Below are 23,537 nucleotides of genomic sequence, written 5' to 3' on the forward strand. Positions count from 1 at the left end.
TCAGGCCGCGGGGCCGCGAGGGGCGGCGACGAGATGCAGCGTGTGCTCGGCGATCATGCGTTCCTCGTCGGTGCGGCGGACCAGCACCCGCACCGGCGCACCGGCGGCCGAGATGTCGCCGGCATTGGCCTCGTTGCGCGCCGGGTCGAGCGCGATGCCGAGGAATTCCAGCCCGCGGCAGATGCGGGCGCGGAGCGCGCGGGCGTTCTCGCCGATGCCGGCGGTGAAGACCAGCGCGTCGATGCCGCCGATGGAGGCGGCGAGCGCGCCAATCTCCCGCCGCACGCGGAAGGCGAAATGCTCCAGCGCCTGCTCGGCCGCCTCGATGCCCGCCGCCTCGATCTCCCGCACGTCCTGGGAGATGCCGGACAGGCCCTTCAGCCCGCTCTCGCTGTAGAGCAGCTTCGTCACCTCGGGCAGCGTCATGCCCATGGTGCCCAGCATGTGCAGCAGCACGCCGGGGTCGATCTGGCCGCAGCGCGTGCCCATCGGCACGCCGTCGAGCGCGGTGAAGCCCATGGTGCTGGCGCGGCTCCGGCCGCCCTCGATGGCGCAGAGCGAGGCGCCGTTGCCGAGATGCGCGACCACCAGCCGGCCGGCGCCGAGCGCCGGGTCCTCGGCCGCGAGGGCGCGCGAAATGTACTCGTAGGACAGGCCGTGGAAGCCGTAGCGCAGGATGCCCTGGTCGAAGAAGCGGCGGGGCAGGGCGAAGGCCTGCGCCTCCCGCGCCTGGCTGCGGTGGAAGGCGGTGTCGAAGCAGGCGACCTGCGGCACGCCGCGGAAATGCTTCGCCGCGGCGGCGATGCCGGCGAGGTTGTGCGGCTGGTGCAGCGGCGCGAGCGGGACGAGGTCCTGCAGCTCCGCCATGACGTGCAGGTCGATCAGGACCGGCGCCGCGAAGTCCGGCCCGCCATGCACCACGCGGTGGCCGAGGGCGATGACCGGGGCGCCCTGCAGCGCCGTCTCCAGCCAGTCGATGATGACGGCGAGCGCGGCGGCGTGGTTCGCCGGGGCCTCGGCGCCCTCCCAGCGGCGGTCGGCCAGGCGTTCGCCGCAGGCGTCCTTGGCGACGAAATGCGGCGCGGCGCCGATGCCCTCCACCTGCCCGGCATAGCGCGCCTCCGGCCCCGCCGGTGTCGCCGCGAAGGCGGCGAATTTCAGGGAGGAGGAGCCGGCATTGAGGACGAGGACGATGCCGTTCATGTCCGGGCTCATGTCCGGGCCTCCGGCGGCAGCAGCGAGGTGCCGGTCCGCTTCCAATGGGCGTAGAGCACGGCGAGCGCGGCCGACATCAGCCTCGCATGCTCGTCATCCGCCCGGCTGGTCAGCATCACCGGCACCCGGGCGCCGAGGACGAGGCCGCCGGTATCGGCCTGCGAGAGGAAGACGAGCTGCTTGGCCAGCATATTGCCGGCCTCGAGGTTCGGGGCGATGAGCACATCCGCACGGCCCGCGACCATGGAGGTGATGCCCTTGGTCTTCGCCGCCTCGACATCCACCGCATTGTCCATGGCGAGCGGGCCGTCGACGATGCCGCCCTTGATCTGGCCGCGCTCGGCCATCTTGGAGAGGACGGCGGCGTCGAGGGTTGAGGGGATGGCGGGGTTCACCGTCTCGACCGCCGAGAGGATGCCGACGCGCGGCTCCGCGAGGCCGATCGCGCGCGCGAGGTCGATCGCGTTCTGCACGATATCGGCCTTGGTGACGAGATCGGGCAGGATGTTGATGGCGGCGTCGCTGATGATCATCAGCCCCTCGCGCCCCGGCACGTCGAGGACGAAGCCGTGGCTGATGCGCCGCCCGGCGCGCAGGCCGCCATCCGCCTTCGTGACGTGGCGCAGCACCTCGTCCGAATGGATGTTGCCCTTCATGATGGCGGCCGCCTGGCCCTCATGCACCAGGGCGACGGCGCGGGCCGGCGCGGCATGGTCGTCGGCGACGGCGACGATGCGCGCGCCCTCGAGGTCCCAGCCGATGCGCTCCGCCACGGCGCGGATGCCGGCCTCGGGCCCGACCAGGATCGGCTCGATCAGGCCGGCGCGCGCGGCTTCCCAGGCGCCGCCGAGCGAGTGGCTGTCGGTCGGCGCCACCACCGCCGTCGGCAGGGCCGGCACGCCGGCGCAGGCGGCGAGCAGCCGGTCGAACTTGCCGCGCTTGCGGAGCGCGAGGTCCGGCAGCGTCACGTCGGCGCGGATGCAGCGCTCCGGCGCCTCGACCTCGGCGATGCCCTCGGCGACGAGCGTGCCGTCATCGAGGGTCAGCCGGCAATCGAGCTCGACGCGGCGGCCCGGACCCTTCTCGCGCACGGTGACCGTGATCCGCAGCGTGTCGCCGACATGCGCCCGCGCATGGAAGCGGAGCGTCTGGCCGATATAGAGCGTGCCCGGCCCCGGCAGCCTGTTGCCGAGCACGGCGGAGAAGAGCGAGCCGCCCCACATGGCCGGCGCCATGGCGCGCTCGCCGGTGTCGCGCTCGGCGAAGCCCGGCAGGTTGCGCGGGTTCAGGTTGCCGGAGGCATGCGCGAAGACGATCAGGTCGTTCGCCGTGCAGACCCGCTCCAGGCTGGCGCTCTGGCCAATCCGGAGGTCGTCGTAACAATGGCCGATGAGGTCGCGTCCGGTCACCGCCTGTACTCCCTTGTCAGCGGCCCAGCCGCATTTCCGGCACCGCGCCCGCGACCAGCAGCGGGGCGGCGGTGGCGGCCATGATCTGGTCCACACTGACGCCCGGCGCGCGCTCGCGCAGCGCGATCATCTGCTTGCCGTCCTGCAGCACGGCGCCGATGCCGGTTGGCGTCGGCTTGCCGCCACGGCCCAGGCCGCCGCCGTGATCGCGCTCCGCATGCTAGGCTCCCGCTCAGGCGACGTTGTGCAGGCCGCCATCGACATAGATCGTGTCGCCGGTCATGCCCGAGGATGCCGGACCGACGAGGAAGGCGACGACGCGGCCGACCTCGGCGATGTCGACCAGCCGGTGCGCGGGCGCCCGGCCCTGCGCCATCTCGACCAGCTCGTCGAAATGCGCGATGCCGCTGGCCGCGCGGGTCTTCAGGGGCCCGGGCGAGACGGCGAAGACGCGGATGCCCTTCGGCCCCAGCTCGGCCGCCATGTAGCGGGCCGAGGCCTCGAGCGCGGCCTTCACCGGGCCCATGACGTTGTAGTTGTTCACCACCTTGTCGGCGCCGTAGTAGCTCATCGTCACCAGCACGCCGCCGTCCGTCATCAGCGGCTCGGCCAACTTGGCCATGCGCAGGAAGGACCAGCAGGAGACGCGCATGGCTTGGCCGAAGCCCTCGGCCGAGACGTCCACCACGCGCCCGTGCAGGTCCTCCCGCGGGGCGAAGGCGATGGAGTGGATGACGAAGTCGAGCCGGCCCCACTCGGCGGCGATGCGGTCGAAGACCGCTTCGATCTGGCCGGGCTGCTCCACGTCCAGCGGCATCATGATTTCGGCGCCGAGCCGCTCGGCGAGCGGGCGCACATGCGGCTCCGCCCTGGCGTTCAGCCAGGTGACGGCGAGGTCGGCGCCGAAGGCGCGCAGCTTGGCGGCGCAGCCGAAGGCAATGGAATGCTCGTTGGCGATGCCGACCACGAGGCCGCGCTTGCCGCGCAGCATGTCGCCGATGCGGTCCTCCGGATTCCAGACCGTGGGAAGCGGGTCGATCGGAGACGTCGGCATTGGGTCCACCGGGCAGGTCAGAAGGACGGCAGCAAGCTGGCTTGGTGCGGTGCAGCATAGCTATCCCCGCTTCGTGACCATTCAATGAATACCAATAGGAAGCCGAACCGATCCAGGCGCGGCATGGGGCGGGATGCGGGAGGGGAAGGCCGGGCTGGGTCCGCTGCCCCGGCCGGGGAGCCGCTCCGGCACGGCCTGCCGCATGGCGGCGCGGCACGGCCGGGCAAAGGGCGGCCGTCAAGGGACGTGGTGCGGCTGGTCCGGCGCAGGCCAGCCGGCCGGTGTCACCGGCGGGTGCGCGAAGCCGGCCGCACCGCAGGCCTGCGGGTAGGGTTCGTCACGCGGTCCCGGCCCGCGGGTGCGCGCGGCGCGGAGGCGATGAGGCAAAGGCGGCACCGGATGCCGCGCAGCGCATGCGGGCCGTCAGCCAGGACGCGCGGCGGGACCCGATGCTCGGCCGAGGGGGTCCGGCGGCCTCCGCCCCCCGCGCATGCGCCGAGCCCGCCAGCACCCAGAGGCCGAGGCGCCGCGCGCCTTCCGCCAGCGCCGCGGTGAAGGGGCCGGGGATGGGCTCGGCCGCGTCCAGCGCGCGCGCATCGGGGCCGGGATCGTCGCGGTATTCCGGCAGCACCGCGAGGCGCGCACTGGCCTCCGCCGCCCGGCATCGCCCTCGCCATCGTCCGACGCGCGCTGCTGACGCCGCGGCGGATCGAGGCGCGCAGCTGGACCCTCGACCTGATTGACCGGTGGCGCAGCTTCGAGGGGACCGGCGAGTGGCGCTCCACACCGCCGACCCATGTGGCGCAGACGCCGCGCGCCGGGCGGCAGCGCGAGACCGTGGCGGGGCGGCATGCCCGCCATGCCGCCATCCGCCCGGGCTTGCCCCGTCCTACCGCACGGGATCGAGCACCACGACCGGGATCTCGCGCTCGGTCTTCTTCTCGTAGTCGGCATAGGGCGGCCAGAATTTCAGCGCCTCCTGCCAGAGCCGCGCCCGCTCCTCGCCCGTCGCGGTCCGGGCGCGCGCCTGCAGGTGCTCGGTGCCGACCTGGACCTCGACCATCGGGTCCGCGAGGATGTTGCGGTACCAGCCGGGATGCTCCGGCGCGCCGCCCTTGGAGGCGACGATGATGTAGCTGTCGCCGGTCCGGCCGTAGAAGAGCGGGAAGAGGTACTTCTCGCCCGACTTGCGCCCCTTCGTCGTCAGCAGCAGGGCGGGCACCGTCATCTCCGGATAGCCCTCGGGCGTGACGGTGTACATGTGCCCCTCGGTGCCGCCGCTCGACAGGTAGCGGTGGACGTGCTGCAGCATCCAATCCGGGAGGTTCGGGGCGATCTTGGCCTCGGGCATGGCGGCATCTCCTTCTGGACTTCTGGACCGGCGCGAGCCTTAGGCAAACCTCCCAGGGTTTGCGCCGCAAAAGAATCCTGGGCAGGCTTTCATCGCAGGGGCTTGGGCCGCGCGACGTGTGGCCCAGGCCGCGAAGGCCTGCTTAGCATGGCCCCGTCCCGCATCCTGCACACGGATGCGGGGTGGGGCAGCCGGAACGAAGCCAGGGCCCGCGCAGGTCGCAGCAGCTTCGTCAGCCGCCTGACATCAGCCACAATCCTGCAGCGTTGAGGCAATAAAATCGCGCCTTGGTGGGGGGACAGCGTGCCGGCCCGCACTCATGCTCGCGACGTCCAGCGGCCGTGATGCATGGCCATGGACCCGCTTCGATTGCCTTCCGAGGGATGGTCCCAGGACAGCCTGCGTTCCCGACGTGACGTAGCGCCCATCCCCGGGATGTCCCGCTGCGCGCTTGCATTCCAGGCATGGAAGGCCAGAGCGCGTTGGCCGTCGACCATGAGAGGAATGATCATGCCGCAGTCTCCCCTAGCCCGCCCGCTGCTGATCGTCGAGGACGACCAGGTCCTGTGCTCCACCCTCGCGGAGCAGCTCTCCCTCGATGGCGAGTTCGAGGCGACGGCCGCCGGCTCAGTCGCGGCCGCCGAGGCGCTGCTCGGCGCGCCGGACGCTGGCTTCGACGCCATCCTGCTCGATGTCGGCCTGCCCGATGGCGATGGCCGGGAGCTGTGCCAGCGGCTGCGGCGCCGTGGCCTGCGGATGCCGATCCTGATGCTGACCGGGCGGGACGGGGAGCAGGATGTGGTGCACGGCCTCGAGGCCGGCGCCAACGACTACCTCGCCAAGCCCTTCCGCCGGGGCGAGCTGCTCGCGCGGGTGCGCGCCCAGTTGCGGATCTTCGACAATACCGAGGACGCGGTCTTCACGATCGGCCACTACACCTTCCGGCCGGCGGCGCGGATCATGCTCGACCGCCTGCGCAACCGGAAGGTCCGGCTGACGGACAAGGAATGCCGCATCCTGAAATACCTCTACCGGGCCCGGGGCCAGGTGGTGGAGCGGCGGGAGCTGCTGGATCAGGTCTGGGGGTACAGCAGCAGCGTCACCACCCATACGCTGGAGACGCATATCTACCGCCTGCGGCAGAAGATCGAGCCGAATCCGTCCCGGGTGCGGCTGCTGCTGACCGAGGCGGGCGGCTACCGGCTCGAGCCGCGGCCCGAGGGCGTGGCGGCCGAGGCCTGACCTGGCCCGGTGACCGGGGGGCCGGATGGCCGGAAGGTCTGACGCAGCCCGCCCGCCCCGCGAGTCGCGGACCAGGATGGCGCGCCGACCGCGGCCACCGAGGCGATGTCACCCGCCCCGGAGGGGGTGACGGCACCCGGGCTGTCCACCCTTCGGCAATCCGCCCCCGGGCCGGGGCCTGCCTGCCGCGGTGACAAACCCGCATCGGCGTCACAACCGCCGGGCGGTATTCGCGAGATCGTTATGAGCGTGGCGTGTAGGGCGGGCCATAGTCAGAAACCCTAGGAAACGCGGCGCCTGTCCGCGACGAGGAAACACTCCAGGAGTATGACGATTGGCCAGATCCAAGGCCTCGAGCGCGACTCGCGACGTCCAGTCTTCGTTCTGCATCACGCCGGACCCGGAGGCCGCGGCGGGCCGGCGGGCATTGCTGGGTGCAACCACTGCGGGTGTCGTCCTGGCCGGCCTGCGCGACGCCGCGGCGCAGGCGGACCCCGCCACGGCCCGGCCGAAGCACGGCGACCACCTCATCCATGCCTATGGCGAAAAGGAAGGCCAGCCGCTCCAGCCCGATGACCTGGCCGTCGGCGGCCCGCAGGTTCTCGCCTGGGCGAAGGATCCGGCGAGCGGCACCGTCCGCAGCGGCTCGCGCCTCAACCTCGTGCTGCTCATCCGCATGGACCCGGCGACGCTGCAGGACCAGACCCGCGCCCGCGCCGCCGACGGGATCGTCGCCTATTCCGCCATCTGCACGCATGAGCAATGCCCGGTGGCGGACTTCAAGAAGGAGAAGGACGCGCTGCACTGCCCCTGCCACGGCTCGGAATTCGATCCGGCCAAGGGCGGCGTGGTGGTCGGCGGTCCGGCGCCGCGGGCCCTGCCGGCCCTGCCAGTGGGGCTGAAGGACGGCACCCTGGTGGTGGCCGGCAATTTCACGAGCCGGGTGGGCGGCGTGCGGACCTGACCGCCGCGACGGGCCTGCCACAGCGACACAGCGGGCGGCGACCGCGCTGCCCCGCGGGAGGGAGAAGAACGGATGTCCAAGCGCAGTTTCAAGGTGGCGCTGCTCGGCGCGGTGGCCGGCCTCTCGCTGGCCGCGGCGGCGCAGGCGCAGAAGGTCGAGAACAGCGTGACGCCCGCGACGCCGGTCCCGCCGCTCTCCGAGCGGACCGGCACCCAGGGCGCCGCGGCGCCGCGCACCTATACCCCGGTGACCGATGCCCGGCTGCAGAAGCCCGAGGCGCGCAATTGGCTGATGTACCGCGGCACCTATGACGGCCATGGCTTCAGCCCGCTCGACCAGGTCAATGCCGGCAATGTCCGCGAACTCGTCCCGGTCTGGAGCTTCTCCACCGGCGTCACGGAAGGCCACCAGTCGCCGCCGATCGTCAATGACGGCGTGATGTTCGTCACCACGCCGCAGGCGCAGGTGATCGCGCTGGATGCCAAGACCGGCGAGATGCTGTGGCGCTACAAGCGCCAGCTCCCGGAGGACCTGACCCAGCTCCACCCGACCAACCGCGGCGTCGCGCTCTATGGCGACAAGGTCTATGTCGCGACCACCGACTGCTACCTCGTCGCGCTCGACGCCAAGACCGGCAAGGAGGTCTGGGCGAAGAAGGTCGAGGACTACCAGAAGGGCCACTACATGACCCTCGCGCCGCTGATCGCGCGCGGCAAGGTCATGGTCGGCGGCTCGGGCGGCGAGTATGGCGTGCGCGGCTTCATCGCCGGCTACGACGTCAATACCGGCGAGCAGGCCTGGAAGACCTTCACCATCCCCGGCCCCGGCGAGCCCGGCCACGACACCTGGAAGAACGGCTGGGAGACCGGCGGCGGCTCGATCTGGCTGACCGGTCAATACGACCCGCAGCTCAACCTGGCCTATTGGGGCACCGGCAATGCCGCGCCCTGGATGGGCGATGCGCGGCCCGGCGACAACCTCCACACCTCCTCGGTGCTGGCGATCAACCCGGATGACGGCAAGATCCGCGGCCACCACCAGTACCACTGGAACGACAGCTGGGACTGGGACGAGGTCAGCGCCCCGCTGCTCATCAATCTGGACCGCAACGGCCGCAGCATCCCGACCCTCGTGCATGCCGGCCGCGACGGCTATCTCTGGACGCTCGAACGGCGCCAGGACGGCATCCGCTTCATCTCCGGCGTGCCCTTCGTCAATCAGGACGTCTTCGCCAAGCTCGACCCGGAGACCGGCCGGCCTACCTATAACGAGGCGCGCAAGCCGCGGCTCGACAACAAGGTGGAGTTCTGCCCGTCGCTCTGGGGCGGCAAGGACTGGCCGCCCGAGGCCTACAACCCGCAGACCAAGCTGCTCTACATTCCGGCGAACGAGAACCTCTGCGGCGCGCTGACCGGCCACCGCATGGACTACGTGCCGGGGCAGCTCTTCCTCGGCGCCGGGCTCGAGGATATCGGGATGAGCCTGAAGCCGGGCGCCACCCATATCGGCGAGCTGCAGGCCTGGGACCTGACCACGATGAAGAAGGTCTGGTCGCATCCCTTCCCGAACTCGCAGCTCTGGGGCCCGGTGCTGACCACCGGCGGCGGCCTTGTCTTCATGGGCGGCACCAATGACCGGATGTTCCGCGCCTTCGACGCCAAGTCCGGCCAGCAGCTCTGGCAGACCAAGCTGAACTCCGGCGTGACGGCGGTGCCGAGCACCTTCGAAGTGGACGGGACGCAATACATCGCCGTGCAGTCCGGCTGGGGCGTCGATGCGCAGCGCATGCAGGACTCGCTGGTGGCCATCGATCCGGTGCGCTTCAAGTCCGACGTGCCGCAGGGCGGCGTGGTCTGGGTCTTCGCGCTGCGCCAGCGCGCGGGGCAGTGAGCCGATGCGAGGGAGACGGCGATGATCAAGCTTCGCGTCAATGGTGAGGATCGCTCCTTCGGGGGCGATCCATCCATGCCGCTGCTGTGGTACCTGCGCGACGAGGCAGGGCTCACGGGCACGAAATTCGGCTGCGGCCAGGCGCTCTGCGGCGCCTGCACCGTGCATGTCGACGGTAGCGCCACGCGCGCCTGCCAGACGCAGATGGGCGCGCTCGAGGGCCGCAGCGTGACCACCATCGAGGGGCTGAGCCCCGACGGCAACCACCCGTTGCAGAAGGCCTGGGTGCAATACGATGTCGCGCAATGCGGCTATTGCCAGGCCGGGCAGATCATGCAGGCCGCCGACCTGCTGAAGGCCAAGCCGAACCCGACGGATGCGGACATCGATTCCGCGATGGCGGGCAATATCTGCCGCTGCGGCACCTATCAACGCATCCGGTCCGCCATCAAGGCGGCCGCACGCGGGGAGATCTGAGCCATGCTCGCCTCCTTCAGGATCGAGAAGGCGGGTCGGCGTGACCTGCTGAAGGCCTCCATTGCCGCGGGCGGGCTTGCCCTGGTCTTGCGGGCTCCCCGTGCCAACGCGCAGGCGGCGAAGAAGTACGGCGCCGAGGGCATGCCCCACGGCACCGTGAACGACCCGCGCATCTTCGTCTCCGTCGCGACCGACGGCACCGTCACCATCGTCTGCCATCGCTCGGAGATGGGCCAGGGCGTGCGCACCGGCATGCCCATGATCCTCGCCGACGAACTCGGCGCCGACTGGGCGAAGGTGAAGATCGTCCAGGCGCAGGGCGACGAGGCGCGCTTCGGCAACCAGGACACCGACGGCTCGCGCAGCACGCGGCATTTCCTGAAGCCCATGCGCGAGGCCGGCGCGGCCGCCCGCATGATGCTGGAAGCCGCCGCGGCGCAGCGGCTGGGCGTGCCGGCGGCCGAGGTCGAGACGCAGGTCCACCGCATCGTCCACAAGCCCTCCGGCCGCAGCCTCGGCTTCGGGGAGGTCGCCGAGGCCGCGGCGAAGCAGCCCGTCCCGGCGCAGGTCAGGCTGAAGGATCCGTCTTCCTTCCGCTACATCGGCAAGGGCAATGTCCGGCTGCTGGACAGCCCGGACATCGTCGTCGGCCGCGCCAAGTTCAGCCAGGACACGCGGCTCGACGGCCAGCTCTATGCCGTCATCGCCCGCCCGCCGGTCTGGGGCGGCAAGGTGGCGAAGCTCGACGACAGCGCGGCGCTGAAGGTGCCGGGCGTGGTCAAGGTGGTCCAGCTCGCCGGCACGCCGGCGCCGGCCAAGTTCGCCCCGCTCGGCGGCGTCGCTGTCGTCGCCAGCAATACCTGGGCGGCGATGCAGGGCCGCGAGGCGCTGACGATCGACTGGGATGACGGGCCGCACGCCGTCTACGACAGCGACAGCTACCGGACCCAGCTCTTCGAGGCGACGCGCAAGCCGGGCAAGGTCGCCCGCAGCGAGGGCGATGCCGAGAAGGCGATCGCCGGCGCGCCGCGGCGGCTCGCGGCCGAATACTACGTGCCGCACCACGCGCATGCGACCATGGAGCCGCCGGCCGCGACCGCGGTCGTGGCCGATGGCAAGTGCACGCTCTGGGCCTGCGTGCAGAGCCCGCAGGGCACGCGCGACGACGTCGCCAAGGCGCTCGGCCTCGAGGCCGACAAGGTCACGGTGAACGTCACGCTGCTCGGCGGCGGCTTCGGCCGCAAGTCTAAATGCGACTTCGCCATCGAGGCGGCGCTGCTGTCCCGCGCCATGGACGGCAAGCCGGTGAAGGTGGTCTGGACGCGCGAGGACGACATCCGCAACGGCTTCTACCACACGGTGCATGCCACGCGGGTCGAGGCCGGGCTGGATGCCAATGGCAAGCCGGTGGGCTGGCTGGAGCGGGTGGCCTTCCCGACCATCCTCTCCACTTTCGCGCCCGACCCGAAATCGCCCATGCCGCTCGAACTCGGCATGGGGCTGGTCGACGTGCCCTTCGCCATCCCGAACATCCGGATGGAGAGCGGCCAGGCGGAGGCGCATACCCGCATCGGCTGGTTCCGCTCGGTCATCAACATCCCGCAGGCCTTCGCGGCGCAGTCCTTCGCGGCGGAGCTGGCGCATGCCGCGGGCCGCGACCAGAAGGACTACCTGCTGGAGCTGATCGGGCCGCCGCGCATCCTCGACCTGTCGGGCCTGCCGGACCCCTACTGGAACAATGGGGAGGACTACCAGGTCTACCCGATCGACACCGGCCGGCTGCGCAAGGTGGTGGAGGTCGCGGCCGAGAAGATCGGCTGGGGCCGCCAGATGCCGGCGCGCCGCGGCCTCGGCATCGCCGTGCACCGCAGCTTCGTCAGCTACGTCGCGACGGCGGTCGAGGCGGCGGTGGACGAGCGCGGCAACCTCTCCGTCCCGCGGGTGGAGGTGGCCGTCGATGCCGGCTTCACCGTGAACCCGGAACGCGTGCGCTCGCAGTTCGAGGGCGCCTGCGTCATGGGCATGACCATCGCCAACAAGAGCGAGCTCACCTACCAGAAGGGCCGCACGGTGCAGTCCAACTTCGACGGCTACGAGGTGGCGCGGATGCCGGATGCGCCGCGCGAGGTGAACGTGCACGTCATCCCGCACGGGATCGACGTGCCGGCCGGCGGCGTCGGCGAGCCGGGCGTGCCGCCCTTCATCCCCGCGCTGTGCAACGCCATCTTCGCCGCGACCGGCAAGCGTATCCGCAGCCTGCCGATCCGCGACCAGCTCAGCGCATGAGCGGGACGCGGATGCGGCGCAACCTGATGGGGGCGGCCGTGCTGGCCGCCCCCGTCTTCCTCTTCGGCGCGGCCGCGCCGGCGGCGGCGGAGGAGGCGGTCTGCGCCTCCATCGGCCGCGCGGTGCATGCCATGGCGGCGTCGGAGAAATTCCACTCGAAGCTCGAGGCCCGCACCCCCGGCCGCCGCCGGCCGGTGCAGGAGGAGCGCTTCGTCCTCGGCGACCTCGTCTATGCCAACTCGCCCGCGGCCGGACGCTGGGTGAAGCTCCACCTGACCGAGGAGGACCGCAAGGGCCTCGAGACCGGTCTGCTGGCGCATCCGCCGCAGGACTGCCGGGAGGAGGCGCGGCAGGAGATCGGCGGCGTGCCGGTGCGCGTCTTCGCCTATCGCCAGGCCATGACCGGGCAGGACGAGGCGAAGGTCGCGGAGAGCCGGCTCTGGGTCGCCGAGGCGGATGGCAGGCCGCGGCGCTACGAGGGCCGCTATGGCGGCGTCGCCGTCTCGGTCGTCTACGACTACGAAAGGGTGACCCCGCCCTTCGAGTTGCAATAGGGCATTGCCGCCCTGCGGCGATCCGCCCCGTCGGATCGCCGCACCGACCGCCGCCGCGGGGCGTGTTGCGTGAATCCCTTTGACAGCCCGGCGCGCCGGCGCTGACGTTCCCCCACCGACAATGACGTGCCGCCGCGACGCATGGCGGCCGGGAGGAACGACCGATGCCGACATGCCTGGAGCGGGCACCTGCGCCCGCACGCCGATCCTGCGCCCTGCCGCGCCGCGGGCTGCTGGCGGCGCCCGCGCTTGCCCTCGCGCTGCGGGCGCCCGGTGCCGGCGCGCAGGCGCGCTACCCCTCCCGCCCGGTCCAGCTCATCGTCCCCTGGGCCGCGGGCGGCGGCACGGATGCCGTCGCGCGCATGCTCGCCTCGCTGCTCGAGCGCGACCTCGGCCAGCCCTTCGTCGTGGTCAACCGCACCGGCGGCCAGGGCGTGGTGGGCCATGCCGCCATCGCCGCCGCCGCGCCGGACGGCCACACCATCGGCATGCTGACGCTCGAGATCGCCATGATGCACTGGGTGGGCCTGACCGAGCTCACCCCGCGCAGCTATGCGCCGATCGCGCTGATGAACCAGGACCCGGCGGCCGTCATGGTGAACACCGTCTCGCCGCAGGCCGATATCCGCGCGCTGGCCGAGGCGCTGCGCGCCGCGCCGGCGCGCAAGCTCAAGGGCACCGGCTCCGGCCGCGGCGGAAGCTGGCATCTCGCCTTCGTCGGCTGGCTGCGTGCCCTGGGCCTGCCCGCCGACCACGTGCTCTGGGTGCCGGTGGAGGGCGCCGCGCTCGGGATGCAGGAACTCGCCGCCGGCGGCGTCGACCTCGCCGCCTGCTCCCTGCCGGAGGCCAAGGCCATGGTCGATGCCCGCCGGGTCCGGCCGCTCGCGGTCATGGCGTCCGAGCGCGTCGCCGCCTTCCCCGAGGTGCCGACCTTGAAGGAGGCGCTGGGGATGGACCATGTCGCCGGCATCTGGCGCGGCATCGCCGGCCCGCCGGGTCTGCCGCCAGAGGTGCGGCAGGTGCTCGGCGCCGCGCTCGAACGCGTCGCGCGCTCGGAGGAGTATCAGGGCTTCATGGCGAATCGCGGCTTCGGCGCGAGCTTCGGCGATGCCGCGGCCTTTGCCGCCCAAATGGATCGCACGGATCAGGCGATGGGGTCGGCGCTGCGGGAGGTGGGGCTGGCGAAGGGCTGAGGGCCGGGGCGGGCGCGGGCGGCGCCGGTACCGCGGCGGCCAGGGCGGCATAGTCGCGCCGCACCTCGCAGATCCAGCACATGGCCGGCGCCCTCAGCCGGCCGCGGGGAAGAGCCTGGCGGAGGCGAGGCGCGCGCCCTCCGCCAGGCTGCGCAGCTTGGCCCAGACCACGTCGGGCGCGACCCGGCCGCGGCCGGCCGAGGTGTCGAAGCCGCAATCGGTGCCGGCCAGAACCCGGCGCGGGTCGCCGACCGCCTTCGCCACGCCGAGGATGCGCTCCGCCACCACCTCCGGGTGCTCGACGAAATTGGTCAGGGTGTCGATCACGCCGGCCACCATCACCTGGTCGGCGGCGAGCGGCATGCGCTCGAGGCAGCGGACCTCGTGCGCGTGCCGCGGATTGGCGAAGGGCAGCACCAGCCCGCCGACCTCGGCGCGGAGCAGGATGGGCAGGATCTCCGCGAGCGGCACGTCGCGGTCGTGCGGCGCCTCGTAATTGCCCCAGCAGACATGCAGCCGCACGCGGTCGCGCGGGATGCCGGCCAGCGCCCGGTTGATCGCCGCCACCACGCGCTCGACGAAGCCGAGGAAGTCGCCGAGCGGCCGGTCGCGGTAGGAGCAGTGCCGCTCCAGCGCCAGGTCCGGGCAGTCGAGCTGCAGCAGGAAGCCGCGCGCGACCACGGTGCGGTACTCGACCGCGAGCGCCGTGGCGAGCGCCTCGAGATAGGCTTCCTCCGTGTCGTAGTGCCGGTTCTGCACGATGGCGGCGACGATGCCGGGGGAGGGGGCGGTCAGGAAGGGCTCGGCATAGCGCCCCGCGACCGGCGCGAGGGCGGCGGCGAAGTCGTCGCACTCCGCCTCGATCGCGCGCGGGTCGGGATAGGTCACCGCGCCGATCGCCGCCGGCAGCAGGGCGGTGTTGCTGACCGCCTCCTTGCCGCCGGCCTGGCGGGTGAACTCCGCCTTGAACTCGGGATAGGCGTCGATGTCGGCGAAGGTGGTGCGGATGCTCTCGCCGCCGATGCCGGTCAGGCGGTGGCGGATGTAGAGGGCGAAGCTGTCGCGCTGCTGCTCGCCATTGTTGATGACATCGAGTCCGGCCTCGACCTGGGCCGGGACGATGCGCTGCAGCGCCTCGCGCCCCGCCGCCTCGATCGCGGCGGCGTCCACTGGCTCGCCGCGGGCGCGCCGGGCATAGAGCTGCGTCAGCGCCGGTGGCCGCGGCAGGCTGCCGGTATGGGTGGTGAGGATGCGATGCTCGGAGCGCTGCATGCTGGCCGTCTCTCCCGTGGCGCCGCGCGCGGCGGGCGGCGTCTTGCGGGGCAGGATAGGCCGGGCGCCGGCCGGGGGGATAGGGACGGGCCTAAGCCGGGGCGCCGCAGCGCCTCGCCCGCGTGATATACTCGCCCCCAGGTGGAGAATTGGAGGGTTCGCGATGCAGGTGGGCAGGTGGGGCGAAAGCCTGGCGGTGCGCCTCCCCTCGGCGGTGGTCGAGGCGCTCGGCCTCAAGGAGGGCGACGAGGTCGCGATCGAGGTGGCCGATCCCCGCACCTTTCGCGTCTCCCGCGACACCAGCCGCGAGGAGGCGGTGGAGACACTGCGCCGTCTCGGTTGGCACCTGCCATCCGATGAGCGCTTCGACCGAGAGGAGGCGAATGCCCGCGACGCATGAGCGACGCCTTCCTCGACACGAATATCCTGCTCTACGCTGCCCTGCAGCCCGATCCGCGCTCCGAGGCGGCGCGGGCCCTGCTGGCACAGGGCGGCGTGGTCAGCGTGCAGGTGCTGAACGAGTTCGCCGCCGTCGCCCGTCGCAAGCTGCGCCGGCCATGGCCTGAAATCCGGCAGGCGCTCGATGCCATTCGCATCCTCTGCCCGGCGCCGCGGCCCCTCACGGACGCCACGCATGACGCGGCCCTTGGCCTCGCAGAGCGTCACGGATTTCCGTTCTACGATGCGCTGATCGTCGCCGCGGCGCTTGAGGCCGGATGCACCGTGCTCGTCTCGGAGGACTTCCAGCATGGCCAGGTGGTCGAGGGGCGCCTCGCCATCCGGAACCCCTTCGCCGTGCCATGAGGATGGCTCCCCGTCGCCAGGACCGCGCGGGGGCAACCGGCAGGCTCAGCCCGGCGGGAACAGCGCGGGCGCCAGCCTCCGGGCCGCCTCCAGCAATTGCTGCGGCGTGAAGGGCTTGGGCAGCACGCTGCGGTGCTCCGATGGCCGCAGCGCGAAGCCGCCGTCGCAGGCCGCGAAGAGGACCCGCAGCCCCGGCGCGCGCCCTTCCAGCCGCGCGGCATAGTCGTCGCCGCCGAACTGCATCTCGCCCCGCTCGGTGCCGAGGCGCCGCTCCGTGACCAGCAGGGCGGGCATGCCGCGCGCGGCGATGAGCGCATCGGCCTCGGCGGTGGTGCGGGTCCAGGCGACGGCGGCGCCCCGGCGGGCGAGGAGGCCGGCCATCATCTCGGCGGCCAGGGCATTCGGCTCGAGGACCAGGACCTGCATGCGACGGCTCCCTGCCCGCGCGGCCGCGCGCCGCATCGGGGGCGGTCCGGCCGGGTGGCATGGCGGGCACTATGCCGGTGGCGCCGCCCCGATGCTGTGGGGCGCGCCACAGTCCGGCGGCGCGGCACCTCGCCCGGCCGGACGCCGGCTTACCGCCCGCTCAGGGCGCCGGGTCGGCCGTCGGCAGGTCGTCGCCGGCCGCGGCCGGTCGCGGATGCAGCCGGATCAGCCCGAAGGCCGCGCCCTGCTCCAGCGCGAGTGCGCCGTCGCGGCTCAGTTCCAGCCCGGCCAGCAGCGTGCTGGCGAGCGCGCTGCGCCGCCACAGCGCCGGGTCCGCCGCCGCCGGAGCGTGCGGCAGCACCCGCTCCAACGCGGCGCCGCCGGGCAGGGCGGGCAGCAGGGCGCGGATGTGCGCCAGCGCCTCCGGCGTTCGCCAGAGCAGCGGCGGGCGCGGGCGATAGACCCGCTCGCGCACGGGCAGTTCCACCAGCTTCAGGCAGGCGCGCAGCAGCTCCGTCACGTCGGCGGCCGGCGCCTCGCTCGCCGCCGGCTCGGCCGCGCCGCGGGCAAAGATCTCCCGCCCGAGCCGGGGCCGCCGTTCCAGCCAGTCCGCCAGGCGCCGCGCCGCCTCCCGCTCCGCCAGGCGCCGGCGCAGGTCGGCGGCCTCCCGCTCGGCCTCTGCGCTCTCCGCCGTGCCGGCCGGCAGCAGCAGGCGCGAGCGCAGCACCAGCAGCCAGGCCGCCATGATGGTCCATTCGGCGAGGCGCGAGAGCGGCACGGTCCGGCGCGCGATGGCAGCGTCCAGCACCGCGACGAACTGCGTGGTCAACTCGGCGACCGAGATGCGGGCCAGGTCCACCCGCTGCGCCCGGGCGAGCTCGAGCAGCAGGTCGAGCGGCCCCTCCCAGGCCTCGAGCCGCAGCACCGGCGCGCCGCTATTGCCGACCGAGGCGCGCGGCGCCGCGGCCTCCTCCGCCTCAGGGGCCGTCATAGAACGGCGTCACCTCGATCGAGAGGCCGGGCCAGCGGGCACGCAGCGCCAGGATGGCCCGCCAGGGCGTCCAATCCGCCGACCAGAAGCCCACCCGGAACAGTCCGGGCTCCGGCGGCGGCGGCCGGCCGCGGCCGGGGACGGGCAGCGGCACCACGCCCCGCAACGCGGCGGTGGTGCCCCAGTGCTCCCAGAGCCAGGCGCGGGTCTCCGGTGCCTCCGGCCCGCGGCGCAGCAGCGGTGCCGGCACCGGCAGCAACCGATGCAGGCAGAGCGGGCAGGCACGGCTCCCGGCGGCGCGCTCGGCGACGAGCCGCTGCCGCGCCTCGGCGGCATCGCGCAACTGCCCGGCCAGGATGCGGCAGCCCTCCAGGCTGAGGCTTCGCCGCTGCGGGGCGGGCGGCGCGGCCAGCAGGTGGAACCAGTCCTCGGCGGCGCTGCCGACCGGATCCTCCCAGGGGATCAGGCCGGGGCCGGCCGCCGCCAGGCGGAAGGCCGCGACCTCGGCCGGAGGGCCGGTGACGCGGAGGTGGTGGTAGAGCCAGTCGGGGTGCGGCAGGGCCAGCACGCCGGCATCCGGGGCACCCGTCACCTGCCGCGCGGCGTCCAGGAGGCGCGGCCGGGCAGGGGCGCCGGGCAGCGGGCGCTGGCCTCCGTCACCCGCCGGCCGCGGGCGCCGGCCACCGAAGCAGGGCTGGCCCTGCGGTGGCCGCGCATGCGAACCCGCCCCGCGGCGTGAGGCGCGGCCCGCATCTCCGGCAGGTCCGACCGAGTCCGGCATGGTGGCATCGGCCGGCACCATGCCTCAGCGGCATGCGCGACGGAAGGCCGGCCAGGGGCAGGCATGGGCTGCGCGCGGCAGGCATGCCGCCACCGACCCCGGCCCGCGCTGCGCTATGGCCCCGGATTGCCGGCATGGGGTGCCGGCCAGCGCGGCGTGCGGCCGCAACACTCGGAAGGGCGCGCCGGGCACCGTCGCGCTAAGGCTCGCCGCATGGAGATCGAGGACCGCATCGCCGCGCTGGACTGGGCGCGCATCGCCGGCGAGTTGGACGCCTACGGCGCCGCCGCCACCGGCCCGCTGCTGACGCCCGGGGAGTGCCGGGACCTCGCCGCGCTCTACGGGCGGGAGGAGGGCTTCCGCAGCCGCATCGTCATGGCCCGGCACGGCTTCGGCCGCGGCGAGTACAAGTACTTCTCCGCGTTGCCGCCGCTGGTGGCGGGGCTGCGGCAGGGGCTCTATCCCCACCTCGCGCCGGTCGCAAATGCCTGGCACGCGGCCATGGGCCTGCCGCGGCGCTTCCCGGACGGCCTCGCCGCCTTCACCGCGGAATGCCACGCCGCCGGGCAGGCGCACCCGACGCCGCTGCTGCTGCGCTATGGCCCGGGCGACTACAACTGCCTGCACCAGGACCTCTATGGCGAGATGGTCTTCCCGCTGCAGGTGGCCTTCCTGCTCAGCGAGCCCGGCCGGGACTTCGCCGGCGGGGAATTCGTCCTGACCGAGCAGCGGCCGCGCATGCAGTCGCGCGCCGAGGTGGTGCCGCTGCGCCAGGGCGAGGGCGTGGTCTTCGCCGTCCACCACCGGCCGGTGCAGGGCAAGCGCGGGACCTACCGCGTGACCATGCGGCACGGCGTCAGCCGCATCCGGAGCGGGGAGCGATACACTCTGGGCGTCATCTTCCACGACGCCGCATAGCGCCCGGTGGGGGGATTCGTGTTCTCGGGCGGTCCGCTCCGTCGTGGATCCGCTCCGGCACGCTGCTCGTTCCGGAGTCGCATGCGTCCCGGCCGGTCGCTAGGCTGGAGCCGCAACGAATCGGCGGGATGGCGGGATGCGCGCGGGAAGCCAGGCGCTGGCGGCGGGAATCCTGGCGCTGGCTGCCGGGTGCGCGGCGCCGCCTTCGGAGGCGCCGCCGCCCGTGCCGGAGGCCGAGGCCGCGCCGGGCCGGCCGGGCTGGAGCATGGATTCGGCGAACGGGTGTCGGGTCTGGAACGGCAATCCCCATCATGGGGAGACGGTCCGCTGGTCCGGTGCCTGTCCGCGCGGCCTGGCCGAGGGACAGGGGCGCGTGGAATGGGCCTGGACGGAGACGGGAGGGCCGCGGCGGTCGGTGGCCGAGGGCGATTTCGTCGCCGGCCGTCTGCACGGGCGCGGCCGGGTCGTTACGGCGGACGGCTCGGTCCGTGAGGGTAGCTTCGTCGAGGGCCGGATGTCCGGCCAGGGCAGGGCGGAGTTTGCGACCGTGGCGGCGCCGGTGCCTGCCACGCCATCGCCGCGCACCTCCGTCCTGGCACGCGGCTATGCTGTCTCGTATGTCGGCGATTGGAAGGACGGGAGGCCGCATGGGGATGGCGTGATGGTCTTCACGAACGGATCGCGCTACGACGGCACATGGCGCCAGGGCCTGCCCGAGGGCATCGGCAGCTTCTGGACGGCGGATGGCAGGCGGATCGACGGGGTGTGGCGACGCGGATGCGCCATCGATTTCGCCGCCCCGCGCAGCCTCCGGGACCAGGGCCCCGAGGTCTGCCGCGACAGCCTCCGCATCGAGTTTCACCCGGCGGCCGCCTCGCCCGTCAGCAGCCGGTGATGCGGCCGGAGGCGATGCAGTCCTGGTAGCTGATGACGCTGAGCAGCCAGGGGAACAGGAAATAGCCTCCGGCGAGAATGGCCAGGATCAGCAGGAGGCCGATCGGCCCGATCAGGTCGTGGCGGCGCGGCGGCTTGTCGGACAGGGCGGGCATCCCGGGGCGATGGCCGCGGCACCATAGGGGCTCGGCCGTGCCGGTCCACCCCGCCCCGGCTTCCCCGCCGCGTCGCCTTTGCTACCCTGCCGGCCAACACTCCGGGGAAACGCCATGCCGGACCATGCCGGTCTCGCCACCAACGCCACCGTCGCCCTCCGCCTCGCCGAGGCCTTCCGCCGCCACGGCGTGACGCTGACCTTCGGTCAGAGCCTGCCGAGCGCCTTCCACCTGGCCTCGCCGCATGTCGGCATCGACCAGAAGGTCTACCGGCAGGAGAATGCCGGCGGGACCATGGCGGACGGCTATGCCCGCATCTCCCGCAAGGTCGGCGTCGTCACCGCGCAGAACGGCCCGGCCGCGACCCTGCTGGTCCCGCCTCTGGCCGAGGCGCTGAAGGCCAGCATCCCCATCGTCGCCCTGGTGCAGGAGGTCACGCGCGACGCGACCGACCGCAATGCCTTCCAGGAGCTCGACCATGTCGGCATGTTCGCGCCGGTGGCGAAATGGGTGCGGCGGATCGACCGCGCCGACCGGCTGGACGACTACGTGGACATGGCCTTCACCGCCGCCACCTCGGGCCGTCCCGGCCCGGCGGTGCTGCTGGCCCCGGCCGACCTGCTGACAGAGGCGGCGGCGCCGCTCTCCTCCCTCCTGCGGCCGCGCGCCCTTTCGCTCGGCCGGGTGCCGCTGGACCGGGTGCTGGCCGACCCGGCCGCGATCGCCGCCGCGGCCGATGCGCTGGCGGCGGCCAGGTACCCGCTGGTCGTCGCGGGCGGCGGCGTCCACCTCTCGGATGCCGCGGCGGAACTCGCCACGCTGCAGGAGACGGCGCACCTGCCCGTCGGCACCACCGTCATGGGCAAGGGCGCGGCGGACGAGACGCATCCGCTGACCCTCGGCGTCATCGGCTATGTCATGGGGCAGGGCAGCCGCACCCAGGCGCTGCGGCCGATGGTGGACCGCGCCGACGTCGTGCTGCTGGTCGGCAACCGCACCAACCAGAACGGCACGGACAGTTGGAAGCTCTTCCAGCCCGGCACGCGCTTCATCCATCTCGACATGGACCCGATGGAGGTCGGCCGGAACTACGAGGCGATGCGGCTGGTCGGCGATGCGAAGCTGACGCTCGCCGCGCTGGCTGAGGCGCTGGCCTCCCGCGACCTCTCCGCCCGGCAGGCGGCGCGCGCCGGCATCGAGGCGGAGATCGCCGAGGGCATCGCCGCCTGGCGCCGCACCATCGCCGGCCTCGCCACCCGCGACGCCCCGCTGCCGCGGCCGGAGCGGCTGATGGCCGAGCTCGATTCGCTGCTGCGGCCGGAGGACATCGTCGTCGCCGATGCCTCCTATTCCTCCATCTGGATTGCCAACTACCTCACCGCGAAGCGGGCCGGGCAGCGCTTCCTGACGCCGCGTGGCATCGCCGGCCTCGGCTGGGGCCTGCCCATGGCGATCGGCGCGCGGATCGCGGCGGAGGAGGCGGGCAGCGGCGCGCGTGTCGTCTGCCTCTGCGGCGATGGCGGCTTCGCCCATAGCTGGGCGGAGCTGGAGACGCTGCGGCGGCTCGAGCTGCCGGTCACCACCATCGTCCTGAACAACGGCATCCTCGGCTACCAGAAGCACGCCGAGGAGGTGAAGTTCGGCGAGCACACCAAGGCGGTGCACTTCACCGCGGTGGACCACGCCGCCATCGCCCGCGCCTGCGGCGTCGAGGGCGTGCGCGTCGAGCGCAGCGCGGAGATCCGCGGCGCCCTGGCCGCCGCCCTCGACGCGAAGCACCCGGTGCTGATCGACATGGTCACCGACCCGGACGCCAAGCCGCCGATCAGCGTCTTCGCCGGCCACTACCCGGAGCCCTTCTGATGCTCGCGCTCCGCAAGACCCGGGCGGAATTCGGCCTCGAATTCCAGGACATCCCGGACCCGCCGCCGCCCGGCCCCGCCGAGGTGGTGGTGCGGGTGGAGGCCGTCGGCATTTGCGGCTCCGACGTCCATGCCTATGAATGGACCGAGGGCTACGGCTTCATGGTCCCGCACCTGCCGCTGACCATGGGGCATGAGTTCGCCGGGACCATCACCCGCAACGGCACCGGCTCCGGCTTCGCCGAGGGGAACCGCGTCGCCGTCATCCCCTTCGTCTTCTGCGGGCACTGCGCCAATTGCCGGGCCGGCGATACCCGCAATTGCCTGAAGCGGGAGGGCATCGGCCTGACCCGCGACGGCGGCTTCCAGCGGGAGGTGCGCGTGCCCTCCCGCTGCTGCGTCGCCCTGCCCGCGGCGCTCGATGCCGAGCTGGCGGCGCTCGCCGAGCCGCTCGGCGTCGGCATGGAGGCGGTGCTGACCGGCGAAGTCGGGCTGGGCGACACGGTGCTGGTCCTCGGCCCCGGCACCATCGGCCAGGCCATCGCGCTCGCCGCCCGCCTTGCCGGCGCGGCGCGGGTGATCGTCGCCGGCCGCGCCGATGCCCCGCGCTTCGAGGTGCTGCGCGCGCTCGGCTTTTCCGACCTGGTGGACGTCGCCGAGGGGCCGCTGCAGGACCAGGTGCTGGCGCTGACCGGCGGCCGGGCGGTGGACGTGGTGCTGGAGGCGACCGGCGTCCCGGCCTCGATCACCGAGGGGCTCGCGGTGCTGAAGAAGGGCGGCACGATCGTCGCCGCCGGCATCCATGCCGCGCCGCTGACCCTGCCGCTCACCGATTTCGTCCGCATGCGCCACCAGCTCCGCGCCTCCCACGGGGCGGAGCGGCGGACCTGGGACCGCGTCCTCGCGCATCTCGGCCGCGACCCGGAGGGTTTCCGCCCCATGATCACCCACCGCCTGCCGCTCGAGCGCGGGCTCGAGGGCTTCGAACTCGCCCGCCAGCGCGCGGCCAGCAAGGTGATCCTCGCGCCATGAGCGCCCGGGACCGCGTCGCCCTCGTCACCGGGGCCGCCCGCGGCATCGGCGCCGGCATCGCGGCGAAGCTCGCCGCGCTCGGCCACCCCGTGGTGCTGGCCGACGTCATCGCGGAGGTGGAGGCGACCGCCGCCGCCCTCCGCGCCGCGGGGCAGGAGGCGCGCGCCATCCGCCTCGACGTCTCCGACGAGGCCGCGGTCGCCGCCCTGCCCATCGCCCTCGGCGAGTGGTGGCCGCGCCTCGGCATCGTCGTGAACAATGCGGGCATCTCGCCCAAGGGCCCGGACGGCAGGGCGCGCCGGATCCGCGACATGCCGACGGAGGAATGGCGCCGGGTGCTGGCGGTGAACCTGACCGGCGCCTTCCTCGTCTCCCAGGCCTGCCTGCCGCCGTTGCGCGCCCGCCGCTGGGGCCGGATCATCATGCTCACCAGCCAGGCGGCGCGCGCGAAGAGCCAGATCGCCGGCGCCCATTACGCCGCCGCCAAGACCGGGCTCATGGGCTTCGCCCGCAGCCTCGCGGTCGAATGCGGCCCGGACGGGATCACGGTGAACTCCATCGCCCCGGGCCGGATTGATACGCCCATGGCCCGCGGCACGACGGATGCGGCCAATGCCGCCTTCCTCGCGCAGGTGCCGGTCGGGCGGGTCGGCACGCCGCTCGACGTGGCGGAGGTCGCGGCCTTCCTCGCCTCCGACGCCGCCGCCTACCTGACCGGGGCGACGATCGATGTCGGCGGCGGCAGCTTCATGCCCTGAGGTGCCCGG

Annotated in this window: 25 protein-coding genes; 14 read left to right on the forward strand and 11 right to left on the reverse strand. The window is 73.0% G+C overall.

What is annotated here, in order from left to right; all coding sequences use genetic code 11:
* The 6 genes from Q7A36_RS04760 to Q7A36_RS04785 form a co-directional block, all read right to left on the reverse strand.
* Entirely contained in the window at positions 1-1,215 is a 1,215-nt protein-coding gene (locus Q7A36_RS04760) for an acetate/propionate family kinase (RefSeq protein WP_305102516.1), read from the reverse strand.
* Complete coding sequence (locus Q7A36_RS04765) at positions 1,212-2,624, reverse strand: bifunctional enoyl-CoA hydratase/phosphate acetyltransferase (RefSeq protein WP_305102517.1); 1,413 nt, start codon at positions 2,622-2,624, stop codon at positions 1,212-1,214. The genes Q7A36_RS04760 and Q7A36_RS04765 overlap by 4 nt, the downstream gene beginning before the upstream one ends.
* A 16-nt stretch (positions 2,625-2,640) precedes the next feature.
* The gene (locus Q7A36_RS04770; RefSeq protein ID WP_305102518.1) at positions 2,641-2,775 is read right to left on the reverse strand and encodes a hypothetical protein; all 135 of its coding nucleotides are present in this window, start codon (positions 2,773-2,775) and stop codon (positions 2,641-2,643) included.
* 81 nt (positions 2,776-2,856) lie between these two features.
* A complete protein-coding gene (gene fabI / locus Q7A36_RS04775; RefSeq protein ID WP_456306775.1) occupies positions 2,857-3,678 on the reverse strand; it encodes an enoyl-ACP reductase FabI in 822 nt (273 codons plus the stop codon).
* A 337-nt stretch (positions 3,679-4,015) separates the two neighbouring features.
* Positions 4,016-4,465, reverse strand: coding sequence for a nitrilase-related carbon-nitrogen hydrolase (locus Q7A36_RS04780; RefSeq protein ID WP_305102519.1), 450 nt, complete (start codon positions 4,463-4,465; stop codon positions 4,016-4,018).
* Between the two features lie 102 nt (positions 4,466-4,567).
* A complete protein-coding gene (locus Q7A36_RS04785; protein ID WP_305102520.1) occupies positions 4,568-5,029 on the reverse strand; it encodes a nitroreductase family deazaflavin-dependent oxidoreductase in 462 nt (153 codons plus the stop codon).
* Positions 5,030-5,539: 510 nt separating this feature from the next.
* Between Q7A36_RS04785 and Q7A36_RS04790 the strand changes: the two genes are divergently transcribed.
* The 7 genes from Q7A36_RS04790 to Q7A36_RS04820 all read left to right on the forward strand — a co-directional run bounded on the left by Q7A36_RS04790 (position 5,540) and on the right by Q7A36_RS04820 (position 13,635).
* On the forward strand, positions 5,540-6,271 hold the full coding sequence (locus Q7A36_RS04790; protein ID WP_305102521.1) for a response regulator transcription factor: 732 nt from the start codon (positions 5,540-5,542) through the stop codon (positions 6,269-6,271).
* Between the two features lie 334 nt (positions 6,272-6,605).
* On the forward strand, positions 6,606-7,235 hold the full coding sequence (locus Q7A36_RS04795; RefSeq protein ID WP_305102522.1) for a QcrA and Rieske domain-containing protein: 630 nt from the start codon (positions 6,606-6,608) through the stop codon (positions 7,233-7,235).
* 72 nt (positions 7,236-7,307) lie between these two features.
* The gene (locus Q7A36_RS04800) at positions 7,308-9,125 is read left to right on the forward strand and encodes a methanol/ethanol family PQQ-dependent dehydrogenase (RefSeq protein WP_305102523.1); all 1,818 of its coding nucleotides are present in this window, start codon (positions 7,308-7,310) and stop codon (positions 9,123-9,125) included.
* A gap of 21 nt (positions 9,126-9,146) precedes the next feature.
* The gene (locus Q7A36_RS04805; RefSeq protein ID WP_305102524.1) at positions 9,147-9,602 is read left to right on the forward strand and encodes a (2Fe-2S)-binding protein; all 456 of its coding nucleotides are present in this window, start codon (positions 9,147-9,149) and stop codon (positions 9,600-9,602) included.
* Positions 9,603-9,605: 3 nt separating this feature from the next.
* Complete coding sequence (locus Q7A36_RS04810) at positions 9,606-11,888, forward strand: xanthine dehydrogenase family protein molybdopterin-binding subunit (protein ID WP_305102525.1); 2,283 nt, start codon at positions 9,606-9,608, stop codon at positions 11,886-11,888.
* Complete coding sequence (locus tag Q7A36_RS04815) at positions 11,885-12,442, forward strand: hypothetical protein (RefSeq protein WP_305102526.1); 558 nt, start codon at positions 11,885-11,887, stop codon at positions 12,440-12,442. Before Q7A36_RS04810 ends, Q7A36_RS04815 begins: the two co-directional genes overlap by 4 nt.
* Positions 12,443-12,606: 164 nt before the next feature.
* A complete protein-coding gene (locus Q7A36_RS04820) occupies positions 12,607-13,635 on the forward strand; it encodes a tripartite tricarboxylate transporter substrate binding protein (RefSeq protein WP_305102527.1) in 1,029 nt (342 codons plus the stop codon).
* 93 nt (positions 13,636-13,728) lie between these two features.
* On the opposite strand, the gene Q7A36_RS04825 is transcribed toward Q7A36_RS04820, so the two are convergent.
* Positions 13,729-14,907, reverse strand: coding sequence for a cobalamin-independent methionine synthase II family protein (locus Q7A36_RS04825; RefSeq protein WP_305102528.1), 1,179 nt, complete (start codon positions 14,905-14,907; stop codon positions 13,729-13,731).
* A 163-nt stretch (positions 14,908-15,070) separates the two neighbouring features.
* On the opposite strand from Q7A36_RS04825, the gene Q7A36_RS04830 reads away from it, so the two are divergent.
* Together Q7A36_RS04830 and Q7A36_RS04835 are read left to right on the forward strand one after the other, a co-directional pair.
* Positions 15,071-15,307 carry an AbrB/MazE/SpoVT family DNA-binding domain-containing protein gene (locus Q7A36_RS04830; protein ID WP_305102529.1) on the forward strand — a complete coding sequence of 79 codons (237 nt, stop codon included), beginning with the start codon at positions 15,071-15,073 and terminating at the stop codon, positions 15,305-15,307.
* A complete protein-coding gene (locus Q7A36_RS04835; RefSeq protein WP_305102530.1) occupies positions 15,304-15,711 on the forward strand; it encodes a PIN domain-containing protein in 408 nt (135 codons plus the stop codon). Before Q7A36_RS04830 ends, Q7A36_RS04835 begins: the two co-directional genes overlap by 4 nt.
* Positions 15,712-15,756: 45 nt before the next feature.
* Here the strand turns inward: Q7A36_RS04835 and Q7A36_RS04840 are convergent, their stop codons facing one another.
* The 3 genes from Q7A36_RS04840 to Q7A36_RS04850 form a co-directional block, all read right to left on the reverse strand.
* On the reverse strand, positions 15,757-16,137 hold the full coding sequence (locus Q7A36_RS04840) for a hypothetical protein (protein WP_305102531.1): 381 nt from the start codon (positions 16,135-16,137) through the stop codon (positions 15,757-15,759).
* A gap of 160 nt (positions 16,138-16,297) precedes the next feature.
* A complete protein-coding gene (locus Q7A36_RS04845; RefSeq protein ID WP_305102532.1) occupies positions 16,298-17,128 on the reverse strand; it encodes a segregation and condensation protein A in 831 nt (276 codons plus the stop codon).
* Positions 17,115-17,720, reverse strand: coding sequence for a hypothetical protein (locus Q7A36_RS04850; RefSeq protein ID WP_305102533.1), 606 nt, complete (start codon positions 17,718-17,720; stop codon positions 17,115-17,117). The genes Q7A36_RS04845 and Q7A36_RS04850 overlap by 14 nt, the downstream gene beginning before the upstream one ends.
* A 402-nt stretch (positions 17,721-18,122) precedes the next feature.
* Between Q7A36_RS04850 and Q7A36_RS04855 the strand changes: the two genes are divergently transcribed.
* Positions 18,123-18,827: a 2OG-Fe(II) oxygenase gene (locus Q7A36_RS04855; protein WP_305102534.1), complete on the forward strand. Its 705-nt coding sequence runs from the start codon at positions 18,123-18,125 to the stop codon at positions 18,825-18,827.
* 136 nt (positions 18,828-18,963) lie between these two features.
* Positions 18,964-19,722: an MORN repeat-containing protein gene (locus Q7A36_RS04860; RefSeq protein ID WP_305102535.1), complete on the forward strand. Its 759-nt coding sequence runs from the start codon at positions 18,964-18,966 to the stop codon at positions 19,720-19,722.
* Here the strand turns inward: Q7A36_RS04860 and Q7A36_RS04865 are convergent.
* On the reverse strand, positions 19,709-19,876 hold the full coding sequence (locus Q7A36_RS04865; RefSeq protein ID WP_305102536.1) for a hypothetical protein: 168 nt from the start codon (positions 19,874-19,876) through the stop codon (positions 19,709-19,711). The two genes, Q7A36_RS04860 and Q7A36_RS04865, sit on opposite strands and share 14 nt — an antisense overlap.
* 114 nt (positions 19,877-19,990) lie before the next feature.
* Between Q7A36_RS04865 and Q7A36_RS04870 the strand changes: the two genes are divergently transcribed.
* From Q7A36_RS04870 to Q7A36_RS04880, 3 genes are read left to right on the forward strand one after another with little or no spacing between them, the layout of a single operon-like run.
* Positions 19,991-21,739, forward strand: a complete 1,749-nt coding sequence (locus tag Q7A36_RS04870) for an acetolactate synthase catalytic subunit (protein WP_305102537.1) — start codon at positions 19,991-19,993, stop codon at positions 21,737-21,739.
* Positions 21,739-22,770 carry a zinc-dependent alcohol dehydrogenase gene (locus tag Q7A36_RS04875; RefSeq protein ID WP_305102538.1) on the forward strand — a complete coding sequence of 344 codons (1,032 nt, stop codon included), beginning with the start codon at positions 21,739-21,741 and terminating at the stop codon, positions 22,768-22,770. Before Q7A36_RS04870 ends, Q7A36_RS04875 begins: the two co-directional genes overlap by 1 nt.
* Positions 22,767-23,528: an SDR family oxidoreductase gene (locus tag Q7A36_RS04880; RefSeq protein ID WP_305102539.1), complete on the forward strand. Its 762-nt coding sequence runs from the start codon at positions 22,767-22,769 to the stop codon at positions 23,526-23,528. The genes Q7A36_RS04875 and Q7A36_RS04880 overlap by 4 nt, the downstream gene beginning before the upstream one ends.
* The last annotated feature ends 9 nt before the right edge of the window (positions 23,529-23,537 follow it).

The organism is Paracraurococcus lichenis (genome assembly GCF_030657435.1).
In the GTDB taxonomy this organism is placed as follows: domain Bacteria; phylum Pseudomonadota; class Alphaproteobacteria; order Acetobacterales; family Acetobacteraceae; genus Paracraurococcus; species Paracraurococcus lichenis.

What these genes read in the sequence shown, in the direction of transcription:
- Q7A36_RS04815 (WP_305102526.1), top strand. Translation starts at nt 11,885, where the DNA reads ATGAGCGGGACGCGGATGCGGCGCAACCTGATGGGGGCGGCCGTGCTG.
- Q7A36_RS04785 (WP_305102520.1), bottom strand. Translation starts at nt 5,029, where the DNA reads ATGCCCGAGGCCAAGATCGCCCCGAACCTCCCGGATTGGATGCTGCAG.
- Q7A36_RS04845 (WP_305102532.1), bottom strand. Translation starts at nt 17,128, where the DNA reads ATGACGGCCCCTGAGGCGGAGGAGGCCGCGGCGCCGCGCGCCTCGGTC.
- Q7A36_RS04800 (WP_305102523.1), top strand. Translation starts at nt 7,308, where the DNA reads ATGTCCAAGCGCAGTTTCAAGGTGGCGCTGCTCGGCGCGGTGGCCGGC.
- Q7A36_RS04855 (WP_305102534.1), top strand. Translation starts at nt 18,123, where the DNA reads ATGGAGATCGAGGACCGCATCGCCGCGCTGGACTGGGCGCGCATCGCC.
- Q7A36_RS04825 (WP_305102528.1), bottom strand. Translation starts at nt 14,907, where the DNA reads ATGCAGCGCTCCGAGCATCGCATCCTCACCACCCATACCGGCAGCCTG.
- Q7A36_RS04835 (WP_305102530.1), top strand. Translation starts at nt 15,304, where the DNA reads ATGAGCGACGCCTTCCTCGACACGAATATCCTGCTCTACGCTGCCCTG.
- Q7A36_RS04810 (WP_305102525.1), top strand. Translation starts at nt 9,606, where the DNA reads ATGCTCGCCTCCTTCAGGATCGAGAAGGCGGGTCGGCGTGACCTGCTG.
- Q7A36_RS04860 (WP_305102535.1), top strand. Translation starts at nt 18,964, where the DNA reads ATGCGCGCGGGAAGCCAGGCGCTGGCGGCGGGAATCCTGGCGCTGGCT.
- Q7A36_RS04830 (WP_305102529.1), top strand. Translation starts at nt 15,071, where the DNA reads ATGCAGGTGGGCAGGTGGGGCGAAAGCCTGGCGGTGCGCCTCCCCTCG.
- Q7A36_RS04875 (WP_305102538.1), top strand. Translation starts at nt 21,739, where the DNA reads ATGCTCGCGCTCCGCAAGACCCGGGCGGAATTCGGCCTCGAATTCCAG.
- fabI (WP_456306775.1), bottom strand. Translation starts at nt 3,678, where the DNA reads ATGCCGACGTCTCCGATCGACCCGCTTCCCACGGTCTGGAATCCGGAG.
- Q7A36_RS04790 (WP_305102521.1), top strand. Translation starts at nt 5,540, where the DNA reads ATGCCGCAGTCTCCCCTAGCCCGCCCGCTGCTGATCGTCGAGGACGAC.
- Q7A36_RS04805 (WP_305102524.1), top strand. Translation starts at nt 9,147, where the DNA reads ATGATCAAGCTTCGCGTCAATGGTGAGGATCGCTCCTTCGGGGGCGAT.
- Q7A36_RS04870 (WP_305102537.1), top strand. Translation starts at nt 19,991, where the DNA reads ATGCCGGACCATGCCGGTCTCGCCACCAACGCCACCGTCGCCCTCCGC.
- Q7A36_RS04865 (WP_305102536.1), bottom strand. Translation starts at nt 19,876, where the DNA reads ATGCCCGCCCTGTCCGACAAGCCGCCGCGCCGCCACGACCTGATCGGG.
- Q7A36_RS04880 (WP_305102539.1), top strand. Translation starts at nt 22,767, where the DNA reads ATGAGCGCCCGGGACCGCGTCGCCCTCGTCACCGGGGCCGCCCGCGGC.
- Q7A36_RS04760 (WP_305102516.1), bottom strand. Translation starts at nt 1,215, where the DNA reads ATGAGCCCGGACATGAACGGCATCGTCCTCGTCCTCAATGCCGGCTCC.
- Q7A36_RS04840 (WP_305102531.1), bottom strand. Translation starts at nt 16,137, where the DNA reads ATGCAGGTCCTGGTCCTCGAGCCGAATGCCCTGGCCGCCGAGATGATG.
- Q7A36_RS04820 (WP_305102527.1), top strand. Translation starts at nt 12,607, where the DNA reads ATGCCGACATGCCTGGAGCGGGCACCTGCGCCCGCACGCCGATCCTGC.